We start from the raw sequence: 23,970 nt of genomic DNA on the forward strand, positions 1-23,970 counted from the left end.
GCGGGCAGTGTGCCCTACCCGTTCACATCAAAGTGAACATTTGTGAATTCTTCCGAAACTTCCCACAACTTCGCCGCGGCGTTCAGATCCTTCGACGCGGGAGAGGAATCGACGATCTGCGGATACCCCCACACCTCGAACGGTCCGCCGGGCCCCACGAAGCTCCCGCCCGGCAGGCCCCGCACCGTCGCCGCGTACAGCACCGGCAACGCTCCCCGGCCCGCGCTCTGCGCGAAGAGGGCGTTGGCGACCTTCTGCCCCACCTCCATGAACCGGTTGCCCGCCATGCGCGGACCGGTCGCCTGCAGGTTCGTGGAGGCGTAGCCAGGATGCGCCGCCACGCTGGTCAGCACGTTTCCCGCCCGCCGCTGCAGCTCGTAGGCGAACAGCAGGTTGGCCAGCTTCGACTGCCCGTAGGCCAGCCACTTGTGGTAGCCCAGCTCGCTGTTGAGGTCGTCGAACCTCATGCGCCCCGCCACGTGCGTCAGGCTGCTCACCGTCACCACCCTGCCGCCGCGCAGGCGCGGCAGCAGCAGCCCGGTCAGCGCGAAGTGCCCCAGATGGTTCGTGCCGAACTGCATCTCGAACCCGTCGGCCGTCTTCCTGTACGGCAGCGCCATCACGCCCGCGTTGTTGACCAGGATGTCGACGTCGCCGGCGATGCCCGCCGCGAACTCCCGCACAGAGGACAGGTCGGCCAGGTCCAGCCGCCGCACCTCGATGGCACCCTTGGGCGCCGCCAGGAGCATGCGCTTCCGCGCGCTCTCGCCTCTCGCCGTGTCCCTGCAGGCCAGCACGGTGGTGGCACCGCGCCTCGCCAGCTCGCCCGCCGTGATCATGCCGAGGCCGCTGTTGGCTCCCGTCACGATCGCCGTCTTGCCCGACAGATCGGGAATTTCCGCCGCTGTCCACACCATGACGATCACCGTAGCCCGTTCTCCGGAGCGAGCGGCACTTCCCTTCACGCCCTCCTCCCATGCTCCTTCACACACTCCTCCGGCCTCCCGGCCTCCCGGCCTCCCGGCCTCCCGGCCTCCCGGCCTCCCGGGCTCCTTCGGGCGGGGCTCAGACGCCCGCCACGATCCCCTGCGGCACCAGCGGGATCGGGCCGAACGACCAGCAGAGCATGCTCATGGTCTTGCCCCGCCTGGACATCTCCGGCATCGCCATGAAGCCGAACGCCGACGCAGGCCGGCGGCCGGTGCGCATCATGTCGAGCAGTTCGGGCCCGTGGGTGCGCAGCCTACGCTCGGTCAGCAGCCCGAACCCCCACGCGAACAGCACACCGGTGACCAGGCCGACCGCCACGCCCGCCCATCCGAAGAACGCGGCGGCTCGCCGGGGTCGGGTGTGGAGACCGGCGCCGGAAAGGGCGCTCCAGGACGAGCGCGCCCGCCGCGTCCCGATCGAGGGCCGCCCCGAGTGGGAACCGCCGGGGGTCAGGCGCGGAGGCGGAGACCGCGGGGAGTGGGGTGGAATCCGGCCGTCTCCAGCGCCGCCGCCAGCGGCGACTCGTTGATCGACCCGCCGTCGGCCCGCTCCACCGTCAGCTTCCCGAGCGCCCCATCCCGTACGGCCAGCGCCAACGCGTCGACCGCGGGCTGCAGCCGTCCGTCATCGGCGAACGACAGCAACGTCTTCCCGCCCCGCTCGACGTACAGCACGAGATGCCCGTCGACGAGCACGACCAGCCCGCCCGCCTTGCGACCCGGCTTGTGCCCCACGTCTCCCGGATGCGCGGGCCAGGGGAGCGCCGCGCCGTAGGGGTTGGCGGGGTCGGCCGCCGCCAGCACCACCGCGCGCTGACCCGACCCGTCCCCGAGCCCGACCGAGGTCGAAGGATCCGGCCCGCCGGAAGGAGCCCCGTGGAAACCGGACCCGCCGGTGGCGTCCGGTGACAGCGCGCGCATCCGGTCGACGGCCCCTGGCAGGGCGAACTGCGCCCCGCCGAGCCCCTCGACGAAGTAGCCCCGCCGGCATCGCCCGCTCTCCTCGAACGCACGCAGGACCTGGTAGACGGCGGCGAACCCGCCGGGTAGCCGCTCGGCCATCACCGCTCCGCGCGTCACCACGCCGTGCCGTTCGAGCAGGGCCTCCGCCTGCGCGTGCGCCCGCTGCGTGGTGTCGGGCGACGGCGAGGGCAGCAGCCACCACCGGCCACCGACCAGCGGGGAGCCGCTCCGAGACGGCAGGACGGCCCGCCGTCTCCGGGTCGTCGCGGGCCGGTGCGCGGGCCGGCCCGAGCCGAGCGTCGCCCTGAGCGGAGCGAGCGTGTCGCCGGAGACCCTGCCCGACCAGACGAGGTCCCACAGGGCGGCGGTCAGCGTGAGGTCGTCCAGCGATCCCACCCGGTCGGACAGCCCGCGGAAGAACAGGGCGCCTCCGCCGCCGAGCACGTCGAGCACCTGCTCGTGCAGCGGCGTCGTGGTGATCTCGGCGGGCGGTGCGAGCAGCAGGGGGGCGGTGTCGGCGAAGTACAGCGACACCCAGCCGTCGCCGCCCGGCAGCGACCCCTGCCCTGCCCAGATGACCTCTCCCGAGGAGGTGAGCTCGTCGAGGAGCGTAGGGTGGTAGCCCGGCACCCGCGAGGGCAGCACCAGCGTCTCGAGAGAGGAGGCGGGCACCGCCGCGCCCTGCAGTTGCTCGATGGCGTTGACCAGGGCGTCCATCGACCTGGCCGCGCCGATCGCCCCGCCGACGGCGGAGCCTGCCCTGCCGGAGGATGCGGGGCGCCCCGAGATGCCGTGCCAGCTCGGCGCGAACAGCGCGAGCGTCTCCGGTGGTACCGGCTCGACCTCCTTGCGCAGCCGCGCCAGCGACCGGCGCCTGAGCATCCGCAGCACACCCGCGTCGCACCACTCCTCGCCGCGGCCGCCCGGCCTGAACTCGCCGCTCACCACCCTGCCCTGCGCGGCCAGACGGCGCAGCGCGTCGGTGACCACCGCGACGCCGAGCCCGAACCTGGTCGCCGCCGTGGCGGCGTGGAAGGGCGTGCGGGTGCGCGCGTGCCTGGCCACGAGGTCGCCGAGCGGGTCGGCGACGGGCTCGAGGAAGGCGTGCGGAACGCCCACGGGCAGGGGTGCGCCGAGCGCGTCACGCAGCCTGGCCGCGTCCTCGATCGCCGCCCACTGGTCCTCGCCCGCGATCCGCACGCTGATCGCCCGGCGTGCCCGCTCCAGGTCGGCCAGCCACGCGGGGTCCCCGCCGCGCACGCTCACGTCGGCGGCCAGCAGCGGCCCGTGCGAGCGCAGCAGGTCGGCGAGGTCCTCGGCGTCGCGCAGCGGCCTGTCGAGCCTGGCCAGCTCCCGCTCGGCGTCGGCGATCACGTCTGGATCGAGCAGTTCGCGCAGGTCGGCCTGGCCCAGCAGTTCGGCGAGGAGACTGGTGTCGAGTGCGAGCGCCTGCGCCCGCCGTTCGGCCAGCGGCGCGTCGCCCTCGTACATGAACGCGCCGATGTAGTGGAACAGCAGCGACGCCGCGAACGGCGAGGCCTGCGAGGTCTCCACTTCCACCACCCGCACCCGCCGCGCCGCGATGTCACGCATCAGCCGCACGAGCCCCGGCACGTCGAACACGTCCTGCAGGCACTCGCGCATCGTCTCCAGCACCACGGGGAAGCTCGCGTACTGCGAGGCCACCCCGAGCAGGTGGGCGGCCCGCTGGCGCTGCTGCCACAGCGGGGTGCGCTTGCCAGGGGTACGGCGGGGCAGCAGCAGCGACCGCCCCGCGCACTCCCTGAAGCGTGAGGCGAACAGCGCCGAACCGCCGAGCTCCTCCGTGACGATCTGCTCGATCTCGTCGGCGTCGAAGGCGGCCACATCGCTCGGCGGTTCGGCCAGCGTGTCGGGGATGCGCAGCACGATGCCGTCGTCGGAGTGGACGGCCTGCACGTCGACGCCGTAGCGCTCGCGCAGCCGCCGGTTGATGGCCAGGGCCCACGGGGCGTGGACGCGCGCGCCGTAAGGAGAGTGGATCACCACGCGCCAGTCGCCCAGCTCGTCGTGGAAGCGTTCGACCAGCAGCGTTCGGTCGTCGGGCACGTAGCCCGTCGCCTCGCGCTGCTCCTCCAGATAGGCGAGCAGGTTGCCCGCCGCCCACTCGTCTAGCCCCGCCGCCCGCATCCGCTCGATCACGCCGTCCGGTGGAGACCCGCCGTCCGGTGGAGAACCGCCGTCCGGTGGAGAACCGCCGTCCGGTGAGGACCCGCGGCCCGAAGACGAACCGGCCGCGCCGTCCGTGGAAGCCGCGCCGCGGCCGCCCGCCGTACGCTGCCCGGAGGCGACCTGCTTGGAGACAGCCTGCCCGGAGACAGCCTGCCCGGAGACAGCCTGCCCGGAGACAGCCTGCCCGGAGGCGACCTGCTTGGAAGCGGCCTGCTTGGAGGGAGCGGTTCCCGAGGAGGACAGCTCGCGGAGGAAGGCTCCGATGGCCCTGCCCAGCTCGGCGGGCCGCCCGGGTGCGTCGCCGTGCCAGAACGGCAGCTTGCCGGGCTGGCCAGGCGCGGGGGAGACCAGCACCCGGTCGGCCGTGATGTCCTCGATCCGCCATGAGGTGGCGCCGAGCACGAACACGTCGCCGGCCCGCGACTCGTAGACCATCTCCTCGTCGAGCTCGCCGACCCTGGAGCCCTTCTCGCCGACCAGGAACACGCCGAACAGCCCGCGGTCGGGGATGGTGCCGCCGTTGGTGACGGCGAGCCGCTGAGCGCCTGGACGCCCCTGCAGCACGCCGGTCACCCTGTCCCACACCAGCCGGGGGCGCAGCTCGGCGAACTCCTCGCTCGGGTAGCGGCCCGCGAGCATGTCGAGCGTCGCCTCCAGCGCGCTGCGTGGCAGCGTGGCGTAGGGCGCCGCCCGCTTGACCACCTCTTCGAGCTCCTCGACCGTCCAGTCGTCGAGCGCCGTCATCGCCACGATCTGCTGGGCGAGCACGTCGAGCGGATTGCGCGGATAGCGCATCTCCTCGATCTCGCCGCTGCGCATCCGCTCGGCGACCACCGCCGTCTGGATGAGGTCGCCGCGGTACTTGGGGAAGATCACGCCCTTGGACACCGCACCCACCTGGTGCCCTGCCCTGCCGATCCGCTGCAGGCCGCTGGCCACGCTCGGTGGCGCCTCCACGCAGGCCACCAGGTCGACGGCGCCCATGTCGATGCCCAGCTCCAGGCTGGAGGTGGCGACCACCGCCGGCAGCCTGCCCGACTTCAGCGCCTCCTCGATCTGCGACCTTTCCTCCTTGGACACCGAGCCGTGGTGGGCGCGGACGATCTCGGGAACCGCGCCCTTGCTGGCCCCCGCCTGCGCCATCATCTCCGCCGGTGGCCGGGTGACCGGGGGCTCGTCGCGCGGTGTCTCCCATATCGACAGGTCGATCGCCTCCGCGCCCTGCTCGCGCTCGTAGGCGAGCTCGTTGAGCCGCGTGCACAGGCGCTCGGCCAGCCGCCGCGAGTTGGCGAAGACGATCGTCGAGCTGTGGGCCTCGATCAGATCGAACAGCCGGTCCTCCACGTGCGGCCAGATCGACCTGCGCGCGGGCTCCTGGACGAAGGCGTCGGGATCGGTCATCGGCTGCGCGTCGAGCTCCGTCATGTCCTCGATCGGGACGACGACCTCCACCTCGAGACGCTTGTCGGAGGGCGGCTGCACCACGGTCGCGGGGCGCGCGCCGCCGAGGAAGGCGGCCACCTCGCTCACGGGCCGCACGGTCGCCGAGAGCCCGACGCGCTGGGCGGGCCTGTCGAGGAGCGCGTCGAGCCGCTCCAGGCTGAGCGCGAGGTGCGCGCCGCGCTTGGTGGCGGCGACCGCGTGCACCTCGTCGACGATCACCGTCTCCACGCCGCGCAGCGCCTCTCTGGCCTGGCTGGTGAGCAGCAGGAACAGCGATTCGGGCGTCGTGATGAGAATGTCGGACGGCTTGGCGGCGAACCGCCTGCGGTCCTCCGCCGAGGTGTCGCCCGAGCGGATCGCCACCGAGATCTCGGGTACGGCGAGGCCGAGGCGTCGCGCGGTCTGCCTCATCCCCGCCAGCGGGGCCCGCAGGTTGCGCTCCACGTCGACGGCGAGCGCCTTCAGCGGCGAGACGTAGAGCACCTTGCAGGACTTCTTCGGCTCCTTGCCGGAGGCCGGGGGGGAGGGGGCCTCGGCGGCAAGCCTGTCGAGCGACCACAGGAACGCGGCGAGCGTCTTGCCCGAACCCGTGGGCGCGACGACCAGCGTGTTGTCGCCGCGCGCGATGGACTCCCACGCCCCCAGCTGAGCGGGCGTGGGCGCCGCGAAGGCCCCGGTGAACCAGTCACGGGTCACCCTGCTGAAGTGGTCGAGGACAGTCACCTCATCATGGTGCCTTCTGGCACCGACAAAACCGAATCCCGGCAGCTCAGGCCGACTGTGCCCCCTCTCCGAAGCCGCGCGGCGCGCTGGCCGGTGTCAGGCCTCGACCGGGCGGCCCGGCACGGTGCGCGCAGCCCTGAGGAACGACGCCCAGCCGCCGCGCGCGATGCCGTACCGGACAGGAAGATTTGAAGATCTTTGACTGGTATTTCCCATTTTTTCGTTTTTATCCGCATACTGCATGCGTGCATAGCTACGACGAGCGCCTCACCACCCTGGTCTTCGACTACATGAGGCAGCGCCTCGCCCTGGACCCCGTACCCCTCGACCATCCGGGCGAGAAGGACAAGCTGGAGGCCGCGCTCGCCGGGCTCATCACTCCGGAAGGCGCCGACCCGGCCAAGGTGCTGGACATCTACGACCAGCAGCTGTCCCGCGCGGTCATCTCCGCCGACAGCAACCGCTTCCTGTCCTTCATCCCCGCGGCCCCCACCAAGGCCGCGCTGCTGTTCGACATGGTCGTCTCCTGCGCCTCGCTCCAGGGCATCAGCTGGCTGGAGGCCTCGGGCGCGATCGCCGCGGAGAACCAGGTCCTGCGCCTCATCGCCGACTACGCGGGCCTGCCCGAGACCGCGGGCGGGTGCTTCGTCTCCGGCGGCAGCGCGGCCAACCTGTCCGCCCTTGTCGTGGCCAGGGACACGGCCAACGTGCCGAACGCGAAGATCGCCGTGAGCGACCAGGCCCACTCCTCGATCTCCAACACCCTGCGCATCATCGGCGTCGAGGCGCTCGTCGTGCCCTCGGAGGACCACCGTCTCACGGGCGCGTCCCTGCGGAAGGCGCTCGAGGGACAGGAGAACGTCATCGGCGTCGTCGCCACCTCGGGCACCACGAACGCCGGCATCGTCGACGACCTCAAGGGCGTCGCCGAGGTGGCGCGCGAGCGCGGCCTGTGGTTCCACGTCGACGGCGCGTACGGCGGCGCGGGGCTGTTCGCCCCTTCCGTACGGCACCGCTACGAAGGCATCGAGCACGCCGACTCGTTCGTGGTCGACCCGCACAAGTGGCTGTTCGCCCCGTTCGACTGCGCCGCGCTCGTTTACCGCAATCCCGGCCTGGCGCGTGCCGTACACACGCAGGACGCCTCCTACCTGGACGTCCTGCACACCGACGGCGGCGAGTGGAACCCCACCGACTACGCCTACCACCTGACCAGGCGCGCCCGCGGCCTGCCGCTGTGGTTCTCGCTCGCGGTCAACGGCACCGACGCCTACACCGAGGCCGTCGAGCGCGGGCTGAGCCTGGCGAGGGAGACGGCCGAACTGATCAGGGAGAGCGACCACCTGGAGCTCATCCGCGAGCCCGAACTGTCCGCCGTTCTCTTCCGCCGTCCTGGATGGACCGCTCAGGACTACTACGACTGGTCCGAGCGGCTGCTGGCCGGGCAGATCGGATTCGTCACCCCGACCGGCTGGGAGGGCGAAACCGTCGCGCGTTTCGCTTTCCTGCACCCCGGCACCACCATCGAGATCGTGAAGGAGATTGTCGCCACCATGCGCGATTGAGAGGGGACTCCCGGGGACATAGAGCGGGAGAGGTGAGCGACGTGACCATCGACTATCCAGCCATCGAGGCTGATCGCGAGCGCATCAAGCGGGAGTACCTCCTACCGCACCGACCATCGAGCAGCGCACGCGGCCTGCACCACTTCGCGCTGATCTCCTCCGATGTGGAGCGGACGATCCGTTTCTACCAGGAGCTCCTGGAGTTCCCCCTCACCGAGATCTTCGAGAACCGCGACTACAAGGGCTCCAACCACTTCTTCTTCGACATCGGCAACGGCAACCTGCTGGCCTTCTTCGACTTCCCCGGGCTCGACCTCGGGCCTTACCAGGAGGTCCTCGGGGGGCTGCACCACATAGCGATCTCGGTGGACCCCGCGACGTGGGAGCGGCTGCGCGGCAAGCTGGAGATGGCCGGCGTGCCGCACCAGATCGAGAGCGGCGCCTCCATCTACTTCAAGGACCCCGACGGCGCCCGGCTGGAGCTGCTCGCCGACCATCTGGGAGAGATGTACGGCTCGCGTGTGCTGTAACCGCTTATCTCCGTGATGCCCTGCGGGTACGCGGTGCGCCCTCGCGGGGTTCGCGTCTCAGGCCGCCGTGCCGCTCGGCACGTTCGGCCTTCTCCTTCTGTACGGCGAGCCGCTGCTGGAGGAGCAGGCTGCGGCGACGCTCCCGATGTGATCTGGCGGTGGCTGACGGCTTGGGCGCCGTTTTGGGGGTTTTCGCCATGCACGATGTCCTACCCAGTCTGGAGCCGGTTCCATACTGGGTAGATGCGCCTGACCGAGTTCTGGAGACGGATGCGCGCCCACTTCGGTGACGAATACGCCGAGTCGTGGGCCAAGGACTACGTGCTCTCCCCGCTGGGAGGGCGCACCGTCGAGCAGGCCCTCGCGCAGGGCGAGAGCGCCAAGGACGTCTGGCGGGCGGTGTGCCAGGTGGAGAACGTCTCCAGCAAACTGCGCTGACCGCTCGGGGGGAACGGGTGCACACCTGCTCGTGCTGTACGGCCGGGCCTCGGCTCGTCGTCTTCACCGGGGGTCCGGGATCGGGCAAGAGCACATTGATCGGCCGCCTGGGCCTGTTCGCCTCGGAGGAGGCCGGACGGGCGATCATCCAGGACCAGGTGGCGATCGGCGGCTTCGCGCTGCCGTGGAAGGACGTCGAGCTGTTCGCCGAGCTCATGCTGAGCCACGAACTGCGCTCCTACCGGCTCGCCGCGAGCAGGGAGGGCACGGTCGTCTTCGACAGGGGGGTGCCCGACATCGCGGGCTACCTGCGGCTGGAGGGGCGCCAGGTGCCCGCCCACGTCGACGCCGCGGCCAGGAGCTTCCGCTACCACCGCACGGTCTTCGTCGCGCCCCCGTGGCCGGAGATCTACGAGAACGACGCCGAGCGGAAGCAGACGCCCGAGGAGGCCGAGCGGACCTACGCGTCCGTGTCCTCGGCCTACCTCGACTACGGCTACGAGCTGGTCGAACTGCCTCGCGTCCCCGTGGAGGAGCGGGTCGCCTTCGTGCTCAGGCACCTGCGGCGAGCTTGAGCAGGACGACGCCGCCGATGATCGCGGCGAAGGAGACCAGCTTGGGCGCGGTGATCTTCTCCTTGTAGACGAGGGCGCCGAGGACGACGGTGCCGATCGAGCCGACGCCGGTCCAGATGGTGTAGCCGACGCCGACGTCGAGGGTTCTGAGCGCGAGGCTGAGGGTGAAGATCCCGCCCGCGGCGGCCAGCAGGGTGAAGACCGACGGCCACAGGCGGGTGAAGCCCTGGGTGGCGTTGGTGCCGAGCGCGAAGCCGATCTCGAAGACGATCGCGATGGAAAGGTGGATCCAGGCCATGGTGGTGACTCCTCAGACGGTGGGCGTGGTGGGGGAGAGGCGGTCGGCCAGCTTGAGGCCGAGGACGCCGCCGATGATCAGGACGAACGCCAGGGCCTTGCCGGGCGTCATCGCCTCCTCGAAGATCAGGGTGCCGAGCACGACCGTGCCCACGGAGCCGATGCCGGTCCACACGGTGTAGCCCACGCCGACGTCCAGCGTCCTGAGCGCCAGGCTGAGGAAGAAGATCCCGCCTGCCGCCGCGGCGATGGTCAGCAAGGAGGGGCCGAGCACGGTGAAGCCTTCCGTGGCGTTGGTGCCGAGGGCGAAGACCACCTCGAACACGGCGGCGACGAGCAAGTAGATCCATGCCATGGGGGACTGAACTCCTTCATTAATTGCTTGTACATGCATATTCTGTGCATACATATAGAGTGGGTGTCAACACGCGAAGGAGGAACAGATGGCGACGCTCGACGACGACATGTGGGTCGGGGTGGTACGGCTGCACGCCAGGGTGGAGTACGAGCTGTCCACCGCGCTGCAGCGGCACGGTCTCGGCCTTTCGGAGTACAGGGCGCTCTGTCATCTGTCCACGGCCGTGGGCGGCGAACTGCGCATGCAGGAGCTCGCCGACCTGCTCGGGCTCAACCAGAGCTCGGTCACCCGCCTGGTCGGACGGCTGGAGGCCTCCGGCCTGACCCGTCGCGACCTGTGCGCCAACGACCGCCGAGGCGTCTACACCGTGATCACCGACGCGGGCAGGGAGCGCAAGGAGGGGGCGGGCGCCACCTACGACGAGACGCTCACGGCCTCTCTCGACCGGGCCGCCGCCGACGGCCTGGAGTCCACCGTGGCGGGCCTGCGGGCGGCTTTCGTCGGCCGGTAGGCGGTCTCGCCCGGGTCGCCCGCCGGCCGCGGACACCGTATCGCGGTGATCACGCCAGGAAGGAGGCATCCCCTCGCGCTCAGCCTGACCGGCGGCAACCGCAACGACGTCACCCAGCTCATGCCGCTGCTACGGGGCATTGCGCCCGTTCGCTCCGGCCTGGGCGTGCATCGGTGGATGATCGAGCAGACGCTCGCGCTGCTGCACTGGTTCCGTCGCCTGCGCATCCGCTGGGAGATACAAGACGACATCCACGAGGCTTTCATGACCCTTGCCGCGGCGATCATCTGCTGGCGCCGCCTCGTCCGCTGATCTTCCTGCCAGGGAACGCGAGGTGGTGCAGGAGCCGGCCGCAGACCAGATCATTTTTGTTAGGGGCTCTCAGGTGGCTTCGGCCAGCGAGGTGTGAAGCGCCTCCGCCGTACCGGCGAGATCGTCGGCGTGCCCCTGGCCGCCCGGGGACCACAGGAAGACCCACGCGGTCGCCGACGGAGTGGCGAAGATGATGGTCTGGCGGCCCGTACGCGGGTGCCACACCCACAGCACGGGGTCGTCGCCACCGACCATCCGCCCGACGAGCCCGCAGTCGGGGAGCAACGCCGCGAGCGCCTCCAGGTGGGCGCGCCGCTGCCCGGTGTACGTGCTCGTCACGTCGCCGCCTCTCGACCTTTTTCCCAGGATCTCCCCAGGTCAGCGCCATGGCAACAGGCCCGGCGTATTGTCTGGGAATGTCGGTCGGGGCCGGTGTGACTGTTGGCGTGTTCGAGGCGCGATCGAACAGCCGTTCGGCTACCATGAGAAGCGCCGGACCGCGGCTTCCTCGGGTCGGCGGAAAATTGTCGGTCCCACCGCGTAGCTTTCACTCGACCGACCAGACCACGACCCTCCGGGGAGTTCCCATGGCTATCAACGACCGCGAGAAGGCCCTTGAGACTGCCCTCGCACAGATCGAGCGGCAGTTCGGCAAGGGCTCCGTCATGCGCCTCGGCGATGACGCCAGGGCTCCCATCGAGGTGACCCCGACCGGTTCGATCGCGCTCGACGTGGCGCTCGGCATCGGCGGCTTCCCCAGGGGCCGCATCGTCGAGGTCTACGGTCCCGAGTCCAGCGGTAAGACCACGGTGGCGCTGCACGCGGTGGCCAACGCGCAGCGGGCCGGCGGCATCGCGGCGTTCATCGACGCCGAGCACGCCCTCGACCCCGAGTACGCCAAGAAGCTCGGTGTCGACACCGACGCCCTGCTCGTCTCCCAGCCCGACACGGGTGAGCAGGCGCTCGAGATCGCCGACATGCTGATCCGCTCGGGTGCCGTCGACATCATCGTCATCGACTCGGTCGCGGCCCTGGTGCCCAAAGCCGAAATCGAGGGCGAGATGGGCGACAGCCACGTCGGTCTCCAGGCCCGCCTGATGTCCCAGGCGCTGCGCAAGGTCGCGGGCGCGCTCAACAGCACCGGCACCACCGCCATCTTCATCAACCAGCTCCGCGAGAAGATCGGCGTCATGTTCGGCTCGCCCGAGACCACGACCGGCGGTAAGGCGCTGAAGTTCTACGCCTCGGTCCGCCTCGACATCCGCCGCATCGAGACGCTGAAGGACGGCACGGAGGCGGTCGGCAACCGCACCCGCGTCAAGGTCGTCAAGAACAAGATGGCGCCGCCCTTCCGCGTCGCCGACTTCGACATCCTGTACGGCGTGGGAATCTCCCGCGAGGGCGGTCTCATCGACATGGGCGTGGAGCACGGCTTCGTTCGCAAGTCGGGCGCCTGGTACACCTACGAGGGCGACCAGCTCGGCCAGGGCAAGGAGAACGCGCGCAACTTCCTGCGCAACCACCCTGACGTGGCCAACGAGATCGAGAAGAAGATCAAGGAGAAGCTGGGCGTGGGCCCGCGGGTCGACGCCCCCGCCGAGGCCGCCGCTCCCGCCGCCCCTCCGGCCCCCGCCGCCACGGGCCGCGGTTCCAAGGCCTCCACGCCCAAGCCTGGTGACGTCTGATCCGGTTTGAGTCATGAGCATGTCGTCGGACCCTGACCAGAAGCCGCCCGGTTCCACCCCGGAGCCGCTTCCGCCACACCCCCCTGCCCGCCGACGGGCAGGCCAGGGTCCCGACAGCTCCGGCCCCAAGGCCCCACGCGGCTCCCTCGAGGACTCTCCGCCCCACCCCGCGAGCGGCGAGTCTCTCGACAACGACACTGCCATCGCACAGGCTGGCGACGGCTCAGCCGGGATGGGCCGGACCAGCGACGACGGCGTCGCCAGGGACGCTTTCGGCCAGAACAGCCCCGGCGGCTGGGGCGCCGCCGACCAGGTATCGAACGGATGGGGTGCTGACGACCGGGCCCCTGACGGCTGGGGCACGCGGGGCTCCGGTGTGTGGGCCGCGCGTGAGTCCGACCCCTGGGGCGTGCGCGATCCTGACGGCTGGGGCCCGGGCCACAGTCGGCGGCCCGACGGCTGGGGCCCGAATCCTGGGGCGTGGAGCCCGCGGTCCCGGGATGCGAACGACTCCAGTCCGAGCGCCTCGGGCACCAGCGGCTCCGGCGTGAACACCTGGGGCCCGAGCGGTCCCGGTTCGGGCGCTTGGGACAGGGGCGACTCGGCCCCCTGGGACGTGACCGGCTCTGGTCCGGGCGCCTGGGACACGGGGAGCTCAGGCTCGAACGCCTGGGACACGAGCGGATCCCGTCCGAACACATGGGATGCGGACGGCTCCGGTCCGAACACGTGGGACTCGGGCGGGTCCGGCCCGAACGCCTGGGATGCGGGCGGCTCCGGCCCGAACGCTTGGAGCGAGATCCCCGACGGCTTCGCCGATCTCGCCGCGCCCTGCTCCACCCGATCACGTGGCACCACAAGTCAGGAGCCGGAGCACTGCCCCGCGTGGCCGTTTGCCGGAACCGGCCCAGCGTGGTCGCCCCCCAGCAAGGCTGACCCGCCCGCCGACCCCCCTGCAACCAGCCAGGACCGGTCCCAGGACGAGGCGCCGGAGCAGGCCGCCTCGCCCGCCCCGAGCGGGAGGGCGGACACCACGCAGTCGGGCAGAGAAGAGGGCGACCTCCCTCAGGAGAACGTTGGGTCTGCGCAGGGTGTCGACCTCGTGCAGGGCGCTGCGGAGGCCCTGTCGTCAATGGAAGCGTCACCCCGAACGGCGGACAGGACCCGTGGAGACGGCACCATTTCGGCCGACCACAACCAGGTTCCCGGCTCTGACCGGGATACTGGCTCTGACCACGGCACGGACGCCGATCGCGACACTGACCGCGACGTCGATGCCGACGTTGGCCGCGTCATCGACGCTGGCTCTGACCGCGGCACGGAGGCCGACCGCGACACTAAGGGCGACCTCGACGCTGACGCCGGCCGCGGCGCTGACCGCGAGGCCGACGCTGGCCGCGGCACCGACGCAGGCTCCCACCGCGATCAGGACCTGAGCCGCGGCCAGGACCTGAGCCGCGACCAGGGAACTGATCATGATCCTGGGCTTCGCGTTCAGTCCACGGGTCGATCTCGGAGGACGCAGATCGGGCCGCCCGCCGACGAGGCCGACCACCCGGGGGCGGCGCACGACTGGGGTGCGTGGCCGGACGTCGCGCAGCGGGGGCCGCGTCCGAAACGTCGACCCCGTTCACGATCGTCGTCGGGTGAGTGGGCCGTTCCCGATGGAGGGCTTGGCTCGGGCGATGACGGCGGCCGCTCCTACGAGTGGCTGGACTCGGGGGACGACGGTGGCCGGCCGTACGGCGGGTTGGAGTCGGGAGACGACGGCGACTTCCTGGACAGAGGGCTCGGCTCGGGAGACGACGGCTCGTCGGGGCGTCGCCGGACGTCGCGCTCCCGCAAGAGTTCGCGTCGCAACCGGGACGACAGCTGGCCTGATGCCGATGCGGGGACCCGATCCGTTCGAGGGCGGACCGCCTCCGGGGGAGACGGCTCCTCTGCCGCGGGGGGTGTGTCTTCATCCGGCGCTTGGGGCGCTGGGCGGGCTGGGCGCTCCCATGGACGTGACAGCTTCGACTCCGTGGGTGAGCCGCCCGCGTGGGCCAGGGGCGAGGGCGGCTCGTCCGACTCGACGCCTGATGGCGCATGGCCTGAGCCGACTCCCTACAACGGCCGTTCTACCGGCTCCGGGGCGTCTGACTCCCGGAAGGCATCCGGCTTCCGGAAGGTTGGCGGATCCCAGACCGGGGCGTCCGAGGGATGGCCAGATGCCGTCCCTCGACGTCGAAACGCCGGAGAAGCACGTCAGGACGCCTCTCTCGAGGAGCGGATCGGTGCGAGCCAGCCAGAGGTCTCCCGTGATGAACGGGATGGTGCAGGGCAGGCGGAGGTCTCCCGCGACGAGCGGGTCGGGGCGTCGCGTCCACAGGTCTCCCGTGGCGAACGGGGTGGTGCGGGCCAGCCGGAGGTCTCTCGTGACGAGCGGGGTGGCGCGTCGCGTTCGGAGGTCTCCGGTGACGAACGGGCTGGTGATCGGCGCCAGGACATCTCCCGCGACCGGCACGCGGAGGAGCACCAGAGCGTCTCTTCCGACCCGCGGACTGGCGGATGGCAGGAGGGCGGATTCCCGGCCGGAGCGTCCGGTGAGGGAAACGACGGTTACTCCGGCGCCGGCCGGCGGGGCGGCTCTGCGAGGGGCGGCTGGCCGGGTGGCGGCGCGGGCGGCCTGTTCGGCGAGACCTCAGGACGCGGCCCCGATGAGTCGGAAGACGGTCCTGATGAGGGGCGACGCGGGGGCCGGGGAAGGCGGCGTGCCGGTGGGGCGCGGCGAGGGACGGGGAGAGCGCGTTCGGCCGGATGGGCGGATGGGCCGCAAGAAGGTTCCGTGGCGGGCTCCGGTCCCGAGGCGGACCCGGAGTCGGTCGCGCGTGCCATCTGCCTGAGGTTGCTCACGATGGCGCCGAAGACGAGGGCGCAGCTCGCCGAGGCGATGCGGAAGCGCGATGTGCCGAGAGAGGCGGCGGAAGCCGTACTGGATCGGTTCACCGAGCTGGGGCTGATCAACGACGAGGCGTTCGCCGAGGCGTGGGTGGACTCGCGGCATCACGGGCGCGGGCTCGCGCGGCGGGCGCTGGCGGCGGAGCTACGGCACAGGGGCGTGGACAGCGACACGGTCAACGAGGCCGTCGAACGCGTCGACACCGACCAGGAGGCCGAGACGGCGCGCAGGCTCGTGGAACGCAAGCTCGCCTCGACCCGTGGCCTGGATCCGCAGGCCCGTACCCGGCGGCTGGCCGGGATGCTGGCGAGGAAGGGATACGGGGCCGGAGTGGCCTACCGGGTGGTCCGCGAGGCGCTGGAGAACGAGGGCGTCGCCGTCGAGGACGACTTCCCCGAGGCATGACCGTCGCATGGCCGGGGCGGGAAGGTTCGCGGACGTCCACGTGGCCGTGGGTTTGCCCCCGGATGGGGCGGTGCGCGGGCTCGGGCGGGCCGGAGGGCGGGCGGGCGGAGGGTTCCACCTGATCCGCCTGGGGTCCGCGCGGGCCGGTGAAGAAGGTTGTCGGATGTCCGAAATGATCGGGGTGGGTGATGGCCGATTCGGCGTGTGCGCAGGGGGTATTCGGGTCGCTGCGGCGGTCGGGTCATGGGTCGGTAAGAGCTGCTGAGATCTGGATAGCTCAAGTGCGTCAGATGCGGATTAGCTGGGTAAATGACGGCATGTCGGCCATTCCAGGCAAGATCGTGCGGTATGTGCTCGATTCGGTGGTAGGACACGCTTGACAACACGTCTTTGCTTGCCCGTTACCTCTTCGACGCATAACCTCGACGGCAGTGAGGAGTTACTCCGCGCAGTGCGGATTGCCATACCGGTGAACTACGGACGAGCGAGCTCGATTGACCATGAACGACACGGTGGCGGCTGTCCAGGTCGGCGCCCGGTCCGCTTTGGCTTGATATTTGTCCTGGTGGAGACACCGATGGGGCGATCCGTGCCGTGCACGTGACCCCTCCTGAGGCGTTTGGAAATTTGTGACGCGAGGAGGGCGGGGCGCACATGGAGACGCCTGTCGTGGTGTTGGCGGTTGCGGTGCTGCTGCTGGCATGCGTGATGATCGTCGCGTTTGTCATACTTCTGCGCCGCACTGCCGCCCTGGCGCCGCCCAAGGTGTCCAAACCGTCGCCTGACGCGCTGGCCGAGGTGCACGCGGAGTTGGAGGAAGCGCGCCGCGAAGCCGTGGAGATCAGGGACAAGGCCCAGTCCGACGCCGTTGAGATTTTGCGCAGGTCCGAGGTGGCGGCCGAGTCGGCCGCGCAGATGCGGCAGGAGGTCGAGGAGGAGAGCCGCATCCTGAAGTCCGAGCTGAAGGAGCTGCGGGCCGACCTGGAGCGGAGAGAGAACCGCCTGGGCGAGCGGGAGCAGCGGCTCGACGAGGAGACGCGCAGACAGGTCGAGCGCGGTAGGAAGCTGGCCGAGACCGAGACCGAGCTGGCCGACCGGCGTGAGGAACTGCTGCAGGTCGAGAACGAGCGCAGAACCATCCTCGAGCGGGTGGCCGGGCTGACGGCCGAGCAGGCCAAGAACGAGCTGGTCAAGGAGATCGAGAACCAGGCCAAGCGCGAGGCCGCGCTGATCGTCAGAGAGATCGAGGGCGAGGCGCGCAAGGAGGGCGAGAAGCGCGCCACCAAGATCGTGACACTGGCGGTGCAGCGGGTCGCGGCCGAGCAGACGGCGGAGTCCGTGGTCAGCGTGCTGCACCTGCCCGGTGACGAGATGAAGGGCCGGATCATCGGTCGTGAGGGGCGCAACATCAGGGCGTTCGAGTCGACGACCGGGGTGAACCTGATCATCGATGACACGCCCGAGGCGGTGCTGCTGTCCTGCTTCGACCCGGTGCGGAGGGAGACGGCGCGGCTGACGCTGGAGAAGCTCGTGCTCGACGGGCGGATCCACCCGCAGCGCATCGAGGAGGCCCACGACCGCAGCCGCCAGGAGGTGCAGGACCTCTGCGCCCGGGCGGGCGAGGACGCGCTGGTGGAGCTCGGAATCACCGACATGCACCCAGAGCTGACCTTGCTGCTCGGCCAGCTGCGCTACCGCACGAGCTACGGTCAGAACGTGCTCAAGCACCTGATCGAGTCGGCGCACATCGCCGGCATCATGGCCGCCGAGCTCAAGATGAACCAGCCGCTGATGAAGCGGTGCGCGCTGCTGCACGACATCGGCAAGGCGCTGACGCACGAGGTCGAGGGCAGCCACGCGCTGATCGGCGCGGAGATCGCCCGGCGGTACGGCGAGCACGAGGACGTCGTCCACGCGATCGAGGCGCACCACAACGAGGTCGAGGTGCGGACCGTGGAGGCGGTGCTCACGCAGGCGGCCGACGCGATCAGCGGGTCCAGGCCAGGAGCGCGGCGCGAGTCGCTGGAGGCCTACGTGAAGCGGCTCGAGCGGCTGGAGGAGATCGCCACCTCGTTCGACGGGGTGGACAAGGTGTTCGCCATGCAGGCGGGGCGCGAGATCCGCGTCATGGTGAAGCCGGACGCGATCGACGACATCCAGGCGCAGGTGATCGCGCGCGACGTGGCCAAGCAGGTGGAGGAGGAGCTCACCTACCCCGGCCAGATCCGCATCACAGTGGTCCGCGAGTCCCGAGCGACCGAGTTCGCCCGCTAGCCGGCGACTGTTCTTCCTCCTTCTTTGCACGGCCCGGCGCGGGCGGCTTGCACGGCCCGGCACGGGAGCGGCTTCTTGTACGGCCCGGCACGGGAGGGGCTTTTTGCACGGCCCGGCACGGGCGGCTTGCACGGCCCGGCACGGGAGCGGCTTCTTGTACGGCCCGGCACGGGAGAGGCCACCGGGGTCACCGGTGACCGCCCGTCCTCCCACGCATGCTCCAGCGGGACTTCGGTGGCCCGCCGTCACGTCGGGGATGTTGGCCGGGTTCTTCGAGATCGGGTGAGGTTCTCCCGATGCGGTGGGTTCGACGGCGACCACCGCCTGAGATGCCCGAGAGGTTTCCTCGCCGTGTGGGTGGATGTCACGTAACGGCGCGTGGGAGACCGGCCCGTGATGACGACCGCCGCCGAAGGTGGTCGTGGCTGTCCCTCTGCGTGGGGGACGCCGCTCCAGGGCTGATCGCCCGTGGCACCCCAGGATGCCGGGTGCCGTGCCGGGGTGCTGGGTGTCGGGGTGGGGAGTGTGGCTATGCCATTGTGAAGATCTGCTGGTAGAACGACAGCTCCGCCGCCAGAGCCGCCGTTCTGGTCTCCGTGCGGCGGAAACCGTGCGACTCCCCCTCGAACGCGAGATACGTGCACGGCACCCCACGCTCCGACAGCGCGTCCGCGAACGCCGACGACTGGGAGGGCGGCACCACCGGATCGTCCAGCCCCTGGAGCAGCAGCATCGGGCACGACACCCCGCCCGCCAGCGCGAGCGGTTCCCGCGAGGCGTAGAGCGCGGGATCCTCGGGCCCCACCAGCCACTCGGTGTAGCGCGACTCGAAGTCGTGGGTGTGCGCGTTGAGCGGGGCGAGCGCGCTCACCCCGAAGTAGGACACCCCGCCCGCGAACACGTTCGACCTGCAGCAGGCCGCCATCACGGTCCAGCCGCCCGCGCTGCCTCCTCGGACGGCGACGTGTGCCGGGTCGGCGTGCCCCTCGGCGACCAGCCATTCGGCGGCGGCGACGGTGTCCTCGACGTCGACGATGCCCCACTGCCCGCGCAGCCGGTCGCGGTAGGCCCTGCCGTACCCGGTGGACCCGCCGTAGTTGACGTCGATGACGCCGATGCCGCGGGAGGTGAAGAACGCCTTCTCCAGGTCGAGCGCGGACCCGCTGTGGGCGGTCGGCCCGCCGTGGACGAACACCACGTAGGGGGCGGGACCTTCGGCGTGGAGCGGCCGGTAGAGGAAGGCGTGCACCCGCCGGCCGAACCGGCCGGTGAACTCGACGGGCTCGGGTGTCGGCAGGTAGGAGACGTCGGGCAGTTCGGCGATGTCGCGGCGCAGCCCTTCGACCCTGCCGGTGACCGTGTCGATCCTGGCGACCGAGCGGGGGATCGCCCCGCCGTACGCCACCCCCGCCAGGGTCGTGCCGTCGGCGGACAGGGCCGGGTCCCACCCCGAGTAGGGCACGTCGAGGTCGCGCAGCTCGCCGGTCTCCGGGTCGAGGAGGCCGAGGCGCAGGTCGCCCTGCCCGTGGAGCACCGCGAGTCGCCCGTCGGCCATCACGAGGTACGGCCGGCCGCCCAGCTGCCACAGCGGCGATCCGAACTCCTCCTCGGCGGGGTGGAGCGCCTGGGAGGAGGTGCCGTAGATGCCGATCTGGTAGAGGTTCCACCAGCCCGACCAGTCGGAGACGAGGTAGAGGTGGCTGTCGTCCTTCCACGCCGGCGCGAGGACCGACTCGCTGGATCCGCCCTTGACGGTCCAGGAGTTGCCGTCGGCCAGGCGGGTGATGCGCAGCTCGGTGCCGTTCCACGGCATGCGCGGGTGGTTCCAGCAGATGTAGGCCAGGTGCAGGCCGTCGGGGGAGAGCGTGGGGTAGGCGTAGAAGTCGTTGCCTGTCACGAGCTCCTCGACCGGTCCGCCGTCGAGGGGGACGGAGACGATCGCGCGGGTGACCTTGCCGTCGTGGCGTTCGCGCACGCACCACAGCCGGTCCTCGCCGAGGTGCAGGTCGGCGTAGCGGGAGCCGTCGTCGGGGGTGAGTGGTTCGGGTTCGCCCGAGGTGATCAGGTAGAGGCGCTGGTCGGTGATGTCGACGAAGACCACGCCGCGCGGCGTGACGAGGTACGGCTGGCCGCCGTACTCGTGGACTCTGCTGCGGGCGTTCCACGGGGCGGCCAGCAGCTCGGTGCGCGTGCCGTCGGCCGCCCGGTGGACGATGGTGGTCCGGCCGCCCTCGTCGGGCCGGTCCTCGGTCCACCAGACCTCGTCGCCGGAGACGGTGGGCCACGCCAGGCGCAGGCCCGAGCTCGCGACGTCGGTGGTGGAGATGGGAGAAGGCCAGAGAGGCATAGCCGCATCCTGCCGGAAAACCACGCCTCTCGTGGCCGTTACTCCATCGTGGCCACGGCCTCCGTGCCAGGTCCCGCTTGGGAGGGACCCCCGCCGATGATCCCCGCGGCGGGCGGGGCGACCGGCGGCGCCGCGGTCTTGCGGCTGCGCCTGCTGCGCTTCTCCAGCCACGTGGCCAGGGCGCTCAGCGCCATGTTGAGGCCGATGTAGATGATGCCGATGACGATCGCGGCCGGGATGAGCGAGCCGAAGAACGCCGCGGGCAGGATCTTGAACCCGGTGTTGAGCAGGTCGACGTAGGCGATGATGTAGCCGAGCGCGGTGTCCTTGAGCAGGACCACGAGCTGGCTGACGATCGCCGGCATCATGGCCGTGACCGCCTGCGGCAGCAGGACCAGGCGCATGACCTGGTTCTTGCGCATGCCTACCGCGTACGCCGCCTCCGACTGGCCCTTGGGCACGGCCAGCACGCCGGCCCTGACCACCTCGGCCAGCACCGAGCCGTTGTAGAGCATGAGGCCCAGGACGAGCGCGATGAAGGCGTAGTCGCCGCCGCCGAAGATCGTGGGCGCCAGGTAGAAGATGAAGAAGATCAGCAGCAGCAGCGGGATGGCGCGGAAGACCTCGACCACCACGCCCGCGGGCACTCTGATCCACTTGTGGTCGGAGAGCCTGGCGAGGCCGAACACCGCGCCGAAGACCAGCGCCAGCACGGCGGCCACGGCCGCCGCCTCCAGCGTTCCGATCAGGCCGGGGATGATGTAGATCTCCCACGTCTCGGCCTGTAGGAAGGGCTGCCAGATCCGGCCCTCCCACTGCTTCTTGGCGTCGAAGCCCGCGTAGATGCCGTAGAGCACGGCCGCGACCGCGACCACGCTGACAACGGTCAGGATGCCGTTGCGGACCCTGGCCCGCGGCCCCGGCGCGTCGAACAGGACAGAGGTGCTCATCGGGCCACCGCCAACCGTCGGGAGAGCCAGCCAGTGAAGTAGCCGATGGGCAGGGTCACGGCCATGAAGGCGAACACGATGCCCAGGAAGATCGGGATCGAGGCGCCGGTGGTGTCGAAGATTTCCTTCATGTTGGCCGCCACCTCACCGAGGAAGCCGCCGGCCGTCGCGACCGTGGTGTTCTTGACCATCGCGATCATCACGCTGCCGAGCGGCGCCACGACCGCGCGGAAGGCCTGCGGCAGGATGATCAGCCTGAGCGACTGGAAGAACGTCAGCCCGATCGCCCTCGCCGCCTCCGCCTGGCCGAGCGGGACCGTGTTGATGCCCGAGCGCAGCGCCTCGCAGACGAACGCCGCCGTGTAGCACGACAGGCCCATCGCGACGATCCAGAAGGAGTTCGTCCTCGGCACGCCGGAGAACACCAGGCCGAGCGTGTCGCTGAGGCCCAGCGCGGAGAACGCCAGGACAAGCGTCAGCGGCGTGTTCCGCACGACGTTGACGTAGACCGTACCGGCCAGGCGCATCACGGGGATCGGGGACACCCGCATCCCCACCAGCACCGTGCCGAGGATGAGCGAGCACACCATGCCCACGAGGGAGAGCTTGATGTTCTCCAGGAACCCCTCAGCAAGCTGAGGAGCATATTGAATCAGTTCGTCCACAGTGCTCCACCGTTGGTATGACAGCGGCGGCCGAGATCACCCGGCCGCCGCGTCCGGTCTGTCGCCGTCTGGCTACGCGCAGCCCTCGGCCTTCGGGGCTTCCGACGACAGCTTGAGGCCCTGAATGCCGCCGAACCACTTGTCCAGCAGCGTCTTCATGGTGCCGTTCGTCCACACCTTGGCCACGGCCGCGTTGACGGCCTCGCAGGTCTTGGTGTCGCCCTTCTTGAGGCCGATGCCGTACTTCTCGTCGGTGAACGGCTGGCCGAGCACCTTGAAGTTGCCACCGGAGGCCTGGGCCTGCTTGGCGAAGCCGGCCAGGATCAGGTCGTCGGTGGTGACGGCGTCGAGGTTGCTGCCCTGCAGCTTCTGGACGCACTCGGAGTAGTTGGCGGCGTCGACGGTCGTGGCGTCGAGGTCGAGCTGGCCGTCCGGCGGCGGGTCGGTGATCCGCTTGTAGGAGTTGGAGCCGGAAGCCTTGCAGATGCGCTTGCCGGTCAGGTCCTGGGGCTTGGTGATCGTGGCGTCGTCGCCGCGGACCATCACGTCCTGGTGGGCGATCACGTACGGCCCGCCGAAGGTCACCTTCTGCTTGCGGGCCTCGGTGATGGAGTAGGTGGCGAAGACGATGTCGACCGTGCCGTTCTGGAGGAACGGCTCGCGGTTGGACGACGCCGACTCCTTCCATTCGATCTTGACGTCCTTGCCGCCGTTCATCTCCTTGAGAACGGCCTTGGCGACGTCAACGTCGAAGCCCTCGGGCTCGGCGCCCTTCTTCAACCCCAGGCTCGGCTGGTCCCACTTGGTGCCGACCACAACGGTCGCACCGTCCGCGGCCTTGTCCACCACGCTGGAGTAGGTCTTGTCGCCGCCACAGGCCGCCAGGCTCCCTACAAGGACGCCGGCGGCCGCGATCGCGGCTCCCGCACGTTGGATACGCATGTGTGACACCTCTTCTAGTGCGTAAGAATCTTGGAGAGGAAATCCTTGGCCCGATCGGTCTGGGCGTTGGTGAAGAACTCGTCGGGGGTGGCCTCCTCGACGATCTGGCCGTCGGCCATGAACACCACCCGGTTGGCCGCCCTGCGGGCGAACCCCATCTCGTGCGTGACGACCACCATGGTCATCCCGTCACGAGCGAGCCCGATCATGACGTCGAGCACCTCCTGAACCATCTCGGGGTCCAGAGCGGAGGTGGGCTCGTCGAACAGGATCATCTTGGGGTCCATGGCGAGCGCTCTGGCGATGGCCACGCGCTGCTGTTGACCGCCGGACAGCTGGGCAGGGTACTTGTCCGCCTGGGCGGCGATGCCGACGCGCTCCAGCAGCTCCATCGCCCGCGAGTCGGCCTTGTCCTTGCTGATGCCGCGCACCTTGATCGGCCCGAGCGTGACGTTCTCGCGAATCGTCTTGTGGGCGAACAGGTTGAACGACTGGAAGACCATGCCGACCTCGGAGCGCAGCCCTGCCAGCGCCTTGCCCTCGGCTGGAAGCGGAGTGCCGTCGAAGACGATCTGACCGCCGTCGATGGTCTCCAGGCGGTTGATCGTCCTGCAGAGCGTGGACTTGCCACCGCCCGAAGGGCCGATCACGACCAGGACCTCACCGCGGGAAACGGTCAGATTGATGTCCTTCAGGACGTGTAGCGCCCCGAAGTGCTTTTGGACATTCTCCAGCTTGACCAGCGGAGTCGAGTTCTCCGTCATGGATGACAACGTAGAGGGGTCGGATGCACTGGTCACTAACCAGGTGGTACCGATCCGATCACGGCACCCTCATTTTCGCCCC

General features: G+C 70.2%; 21 protein-coding genes and 1 pseudogene. 9 read left to right on the forward strand and 13 right to left on the reverse strand.

Translation table 11 applies throughout. The features are described from left to right. Window positions 1-14: 14 nt before the first annotated feature. The 4 genes from AC3EO4_RS28905 to AC3EO4_RS28920 all read right to left on the reverse strand — a co-directional run bounded on the left by AC3EO4_RS28905 (window position 15) and on the right by AC3EO4_RS28920 (window position 6,572). Window positions 15-917: an oxidoreductase gene (locus AC3EO4_RS28905; protein ID WP_379581138.1), complete on the reverse strand. Its 903-nt coding sequence runs from the start codon at window positions 915-917 to the stop codon at window positions 15-17. Window positions 918-1,065: 148 nt separating this feature from the next. After that, on the reverse strand, window positions 1,066-1,308 hold the full coding sequence (locus AC3EO4_RS28910) for a hypothetical protein (RefSeq protein WP_379581139.1): 243 nt from the start codon (window positions 1,306-1,308) through the stop codon (window positions 1,066-1,068). Between the two features lie 131 nt (window positions 1,309-1,439). Continuing rightward, window positions 1,440-6,329 carry an ATP-dependent helicase gene (locus AC3EO4_RS28915; protein ID WP_431898639.1) on the reverse strand — a complete coding sequence of 1,630 codons (4,890 nt, stop codon included), beginning with the start codon at window positions 6,327-6,329 and terminating at the stop codon, window positions 1,440-1,442. A 96-nt stretch (window positions 6,330-6,425) separates the two neighbouring features. After that, window positions 6,426-6,572: a hypothetical protein gene (locus tag AC3EO4_RS28920; RefSeq protein WP_431898640.1), complete on the reverse strand. Its 147-nt coding sequence runs from the start codon at window positions 6,570-6,572 to the stop codon at window positions 6,426-6,428. A gap of 2 nt (window positions 6,573-6,574) precedes the next feature. Here AC3EO4_RS28920 and AC3EO4_RS28925 point away from each other — a divergent pair, with 2 nt between their 5' ends. The 4 genes from AC3EO4_RS28925 to AC3EO4_RS28940 all read left to right on the forward strand — a co-directional run bounded on the left by AC3EO4_RS28925 (window position 6,575) and on the right by AC3EO4_RS28940 (window position 9,437). Next, window positions 6,575-7,894, forward strand: a complete 1,320-nt coding sequence (locus AC3EO4_RS28925) for a pyridoxal phosphate-dependent decarboxylase family protein (protein ID WP_431898641.1) — start codon at window positions 6,575-6,577, stop codon at window positions 7,892-7,894. A gap of 32 nt (window positions 7,895-7,926) precedes the next feature. Beyond that, on the forward strand, window positions 7,927-8,424 hold the full coding sequence (locus tag AC3EO4_RS28930) for a VOC family protein (RefSeq protein WP_379581142.1): 498 nt from the start codon (window positions 7,927-7,929) through the stop codon (window positions 8,422-8,424). 243 nt (window positions 8,425-8,667) lie between these two features. Further along, window positions 8,668-8,862, forward strand: a complete 195-nt coding sequence (locus AC3EO4_RS28935; RefSeq protein WP_379581143.1) for a DUF3046 domain-containing protein — start codon at window positions 8,668-8,670, stop codon at window positions 8,860-8,862. Between the two features lie 17 nt (window positions 8,863-8,879). Beyond that, window positions 8,880-9,437: an AAA family ATPase gene (locus tag AC3EO4_RS28940; RefSeq protein WP_379581144.1), complete on the forward strand. Its 558-nt coding sequence runs from the start codon at window positions 8,880-8,882 to the stop codon at window positions 9,435-9,437. Here the strand turns inward: AC3EO4_RS28940 and AC3EO4_RS28945 are convergent. Further along, window positions 9,415-9,735 carry a DMT family transporter gene (locus tag AC3EO4_RS28945; protein WP_379581145.1) on the reverse strand — a complete coding sequence of 107 codons (321 nt, stop codon included), beginning with the start codon at window positions 9,733-9,735 and terminating at the stop codon, window positions 9,415-9,417. The genes AC3EO4_RS28940 and AC3EO4_RS28945 overlap by 23 nt on opposite strands. A gap of 12 nt (window positions 9,736-9,747) precedes the next feature. Further along, window positions 9,748-10,089 carry a DMT family transporter gene (locus AC3EO4_RS28950; protein WP_379581146.1) on the reverse strand — a complete coding sequence of 114 codons (342 nt, stop codon included), beginning with the start codon at window positions 10,087-10,089 and terminating at the stop codon, window positions 9,748-9,750. Window positions 10,090-10,177: 88 nt separating this feature from the next. Here AC3EO4_RS28950 and AC3EO4_RS28955 point away from each other — a divergent pair, with 88 nt between their 5' ends. Continuing rightward, on the forward strand, window positions 10,178-10,603 hold the full coding sequence (locus AC3EO4_RS28955; RefSeq protein WP_379581147.1) for a MarR family winged helix-turn-helix transcriptional regulator: 426 nt from the start codon (window positions 10,178-10,180) through the stop codon (window positions 10,601-10,603). 15 nt (window positions 10,604-10,618) lie between these two features. Then, window positions 10,619-10,915: pseudogene (locus AC3EO4_RS28960) on the forward strand (transposase family protein); the annotation flags it as partial. Between the two features lie 69 nt (window positions 10,916-10,984). Here the strand turns inward: AC3EO4_RS28960 and AC3EO4_RS28965 are convergent. Then, entirely contained in the window at window positions 10,985-11,254 is a 270-nt protein-coding gene (locus AC3EO4_RS28965) for a hypothetical protein (RefSeq protein WP_379581148.1), read from the reverse strand. 248 nt (window positions 11,255-11,502) lie between these two features. Here AC3EO4_RS28965 and recA point away from each other — a divergent pair, with 248 nt between their 5' ends. Further along, window positions 11,503-12,600, forward strand: a complete 1,098-nt coding sequence (gene recA / locus AC3EO4_RS28970) for a recombinase RecA (RefSeq protein WP_431898642.1) — start codon at window positions 11,503-11,505, stop codon at window positions 12,598-12,600. A gap of 1,141 nt (window positions 12,601-13,741) precedes the next feature. Here the strand turns inward: recA and AC3EO4_RS28975 are convergent. Then, complete coding sequence (locus AC3EO4_RS28975) at window positions 13,742-14,077, reverse strand: hypothetical protein (protein ID WP_379581150.1); 336 nt, start codon at window positions 14,075-14,077, stop codon at window positions 13,742-13,744. A gap of 546 nt (window positions 14,078-14,623) precedes the next feature. On the opposite strand from AC3EO4_RS28975, the gene recX reads away from it, so the two are divergent. Both recX and rny read left to right on the forward strand, forming a co-directional pair. After that, on the forward strand, window positions 14,624-15,946 hold the full coding sequence (recX, locus tag AC3EO4_RS28980) for a recombination regulator RecX (RefSeq protein WP_431898643.1): 1,323 nt from the start codon (window positions 14,624-14,626) through the stop codon (window positions 15,944-15,946). Between the two features lie 654 nt (window positions 15,947-16,600). Continuing rightward, window positions 16,601-18,220, forward strand: coding sequence for a ribonuclease Y (gene rny, locus AC3EO4_RS28985; protein ID WP_379581152.1), 1,620 nt, complete (start codon window positions 16,601-16,603; stop codon window positions 18,218-18,220). Window positions 18,221-18,749: 529 nt separating this feature from the next. Here rny and AC3EO4_RS28990 read toward each other — a convergent pair. From AC3EO4_RS28990 to AC3EO4_RS29010, 5 genes are all read right to left on the reverse strand, one after another. Beyond that, entirely contained in the window at window positions 18,750-20,567 is a 1,818-nt protein-coding gene (locus tag AC3EO4_RS28990; protein WP_379581153.1) for a S9 family peptidase, read from the reverse strand. A 38-nt stretch (window positions 20,568-20,605) separates the two neighbouring features. Then, complete coding sequence (locus tag AC3EO4_RS28995; RefSeq protein WP_379581154.1) at window positions 20,606-21,517, reverse strand: amino acid ABC transporter permease; 912 nt, start codon at window positions 21,515-21,517, stop codon at window positions 20,606-20,608. After that, window positions 21,514-22,182, reverse strand: a complete 669-nt coding sequence (locus AC3EO4_RS29000) for an amino acid ABC transporter permease (protein WP_379581155.1) — start codon at window positions 22,180-22,182, stop codon at window positions 21,514-21,516. Before AC3EO4_RS29000 ends, AC3EO4_RS28995 begins: the two co-directional genes overlap by 4 nt. A gap of 72 nt (window positions 22,183-22,254) precedes the next feature. After that, complete coding sequence (locus tag AC3EO4_RS29005) at window positions 22,255-23,124, reverse strand: glutamate ABC transporter substrate-binding protein (protein WP_379581156.1); 870 nt, start codon at window positions 23,122-23,124, stop codon at window positions 22,255-22,257. A 14-nt stretch (window positions 23,125-23,138) separates the two neighbouring features. Continuing rightward, window positions 23,139-23,888, reverse strand: coding sequence for an amino acid ABC transporter ATP-binding protein (locus AC3EO4_RS29010; protein ID WP_379581157.1), 750 nt, complete (start codon window positions 23,886-23,888; stop codon window positions 23,139-23,141). Window positions 23,889-23,970: the final 82 nt, after the last annotated feature.

It is taken from the genome of Nonomuraea sp. bgisy101, assembly GCF_057708945.1.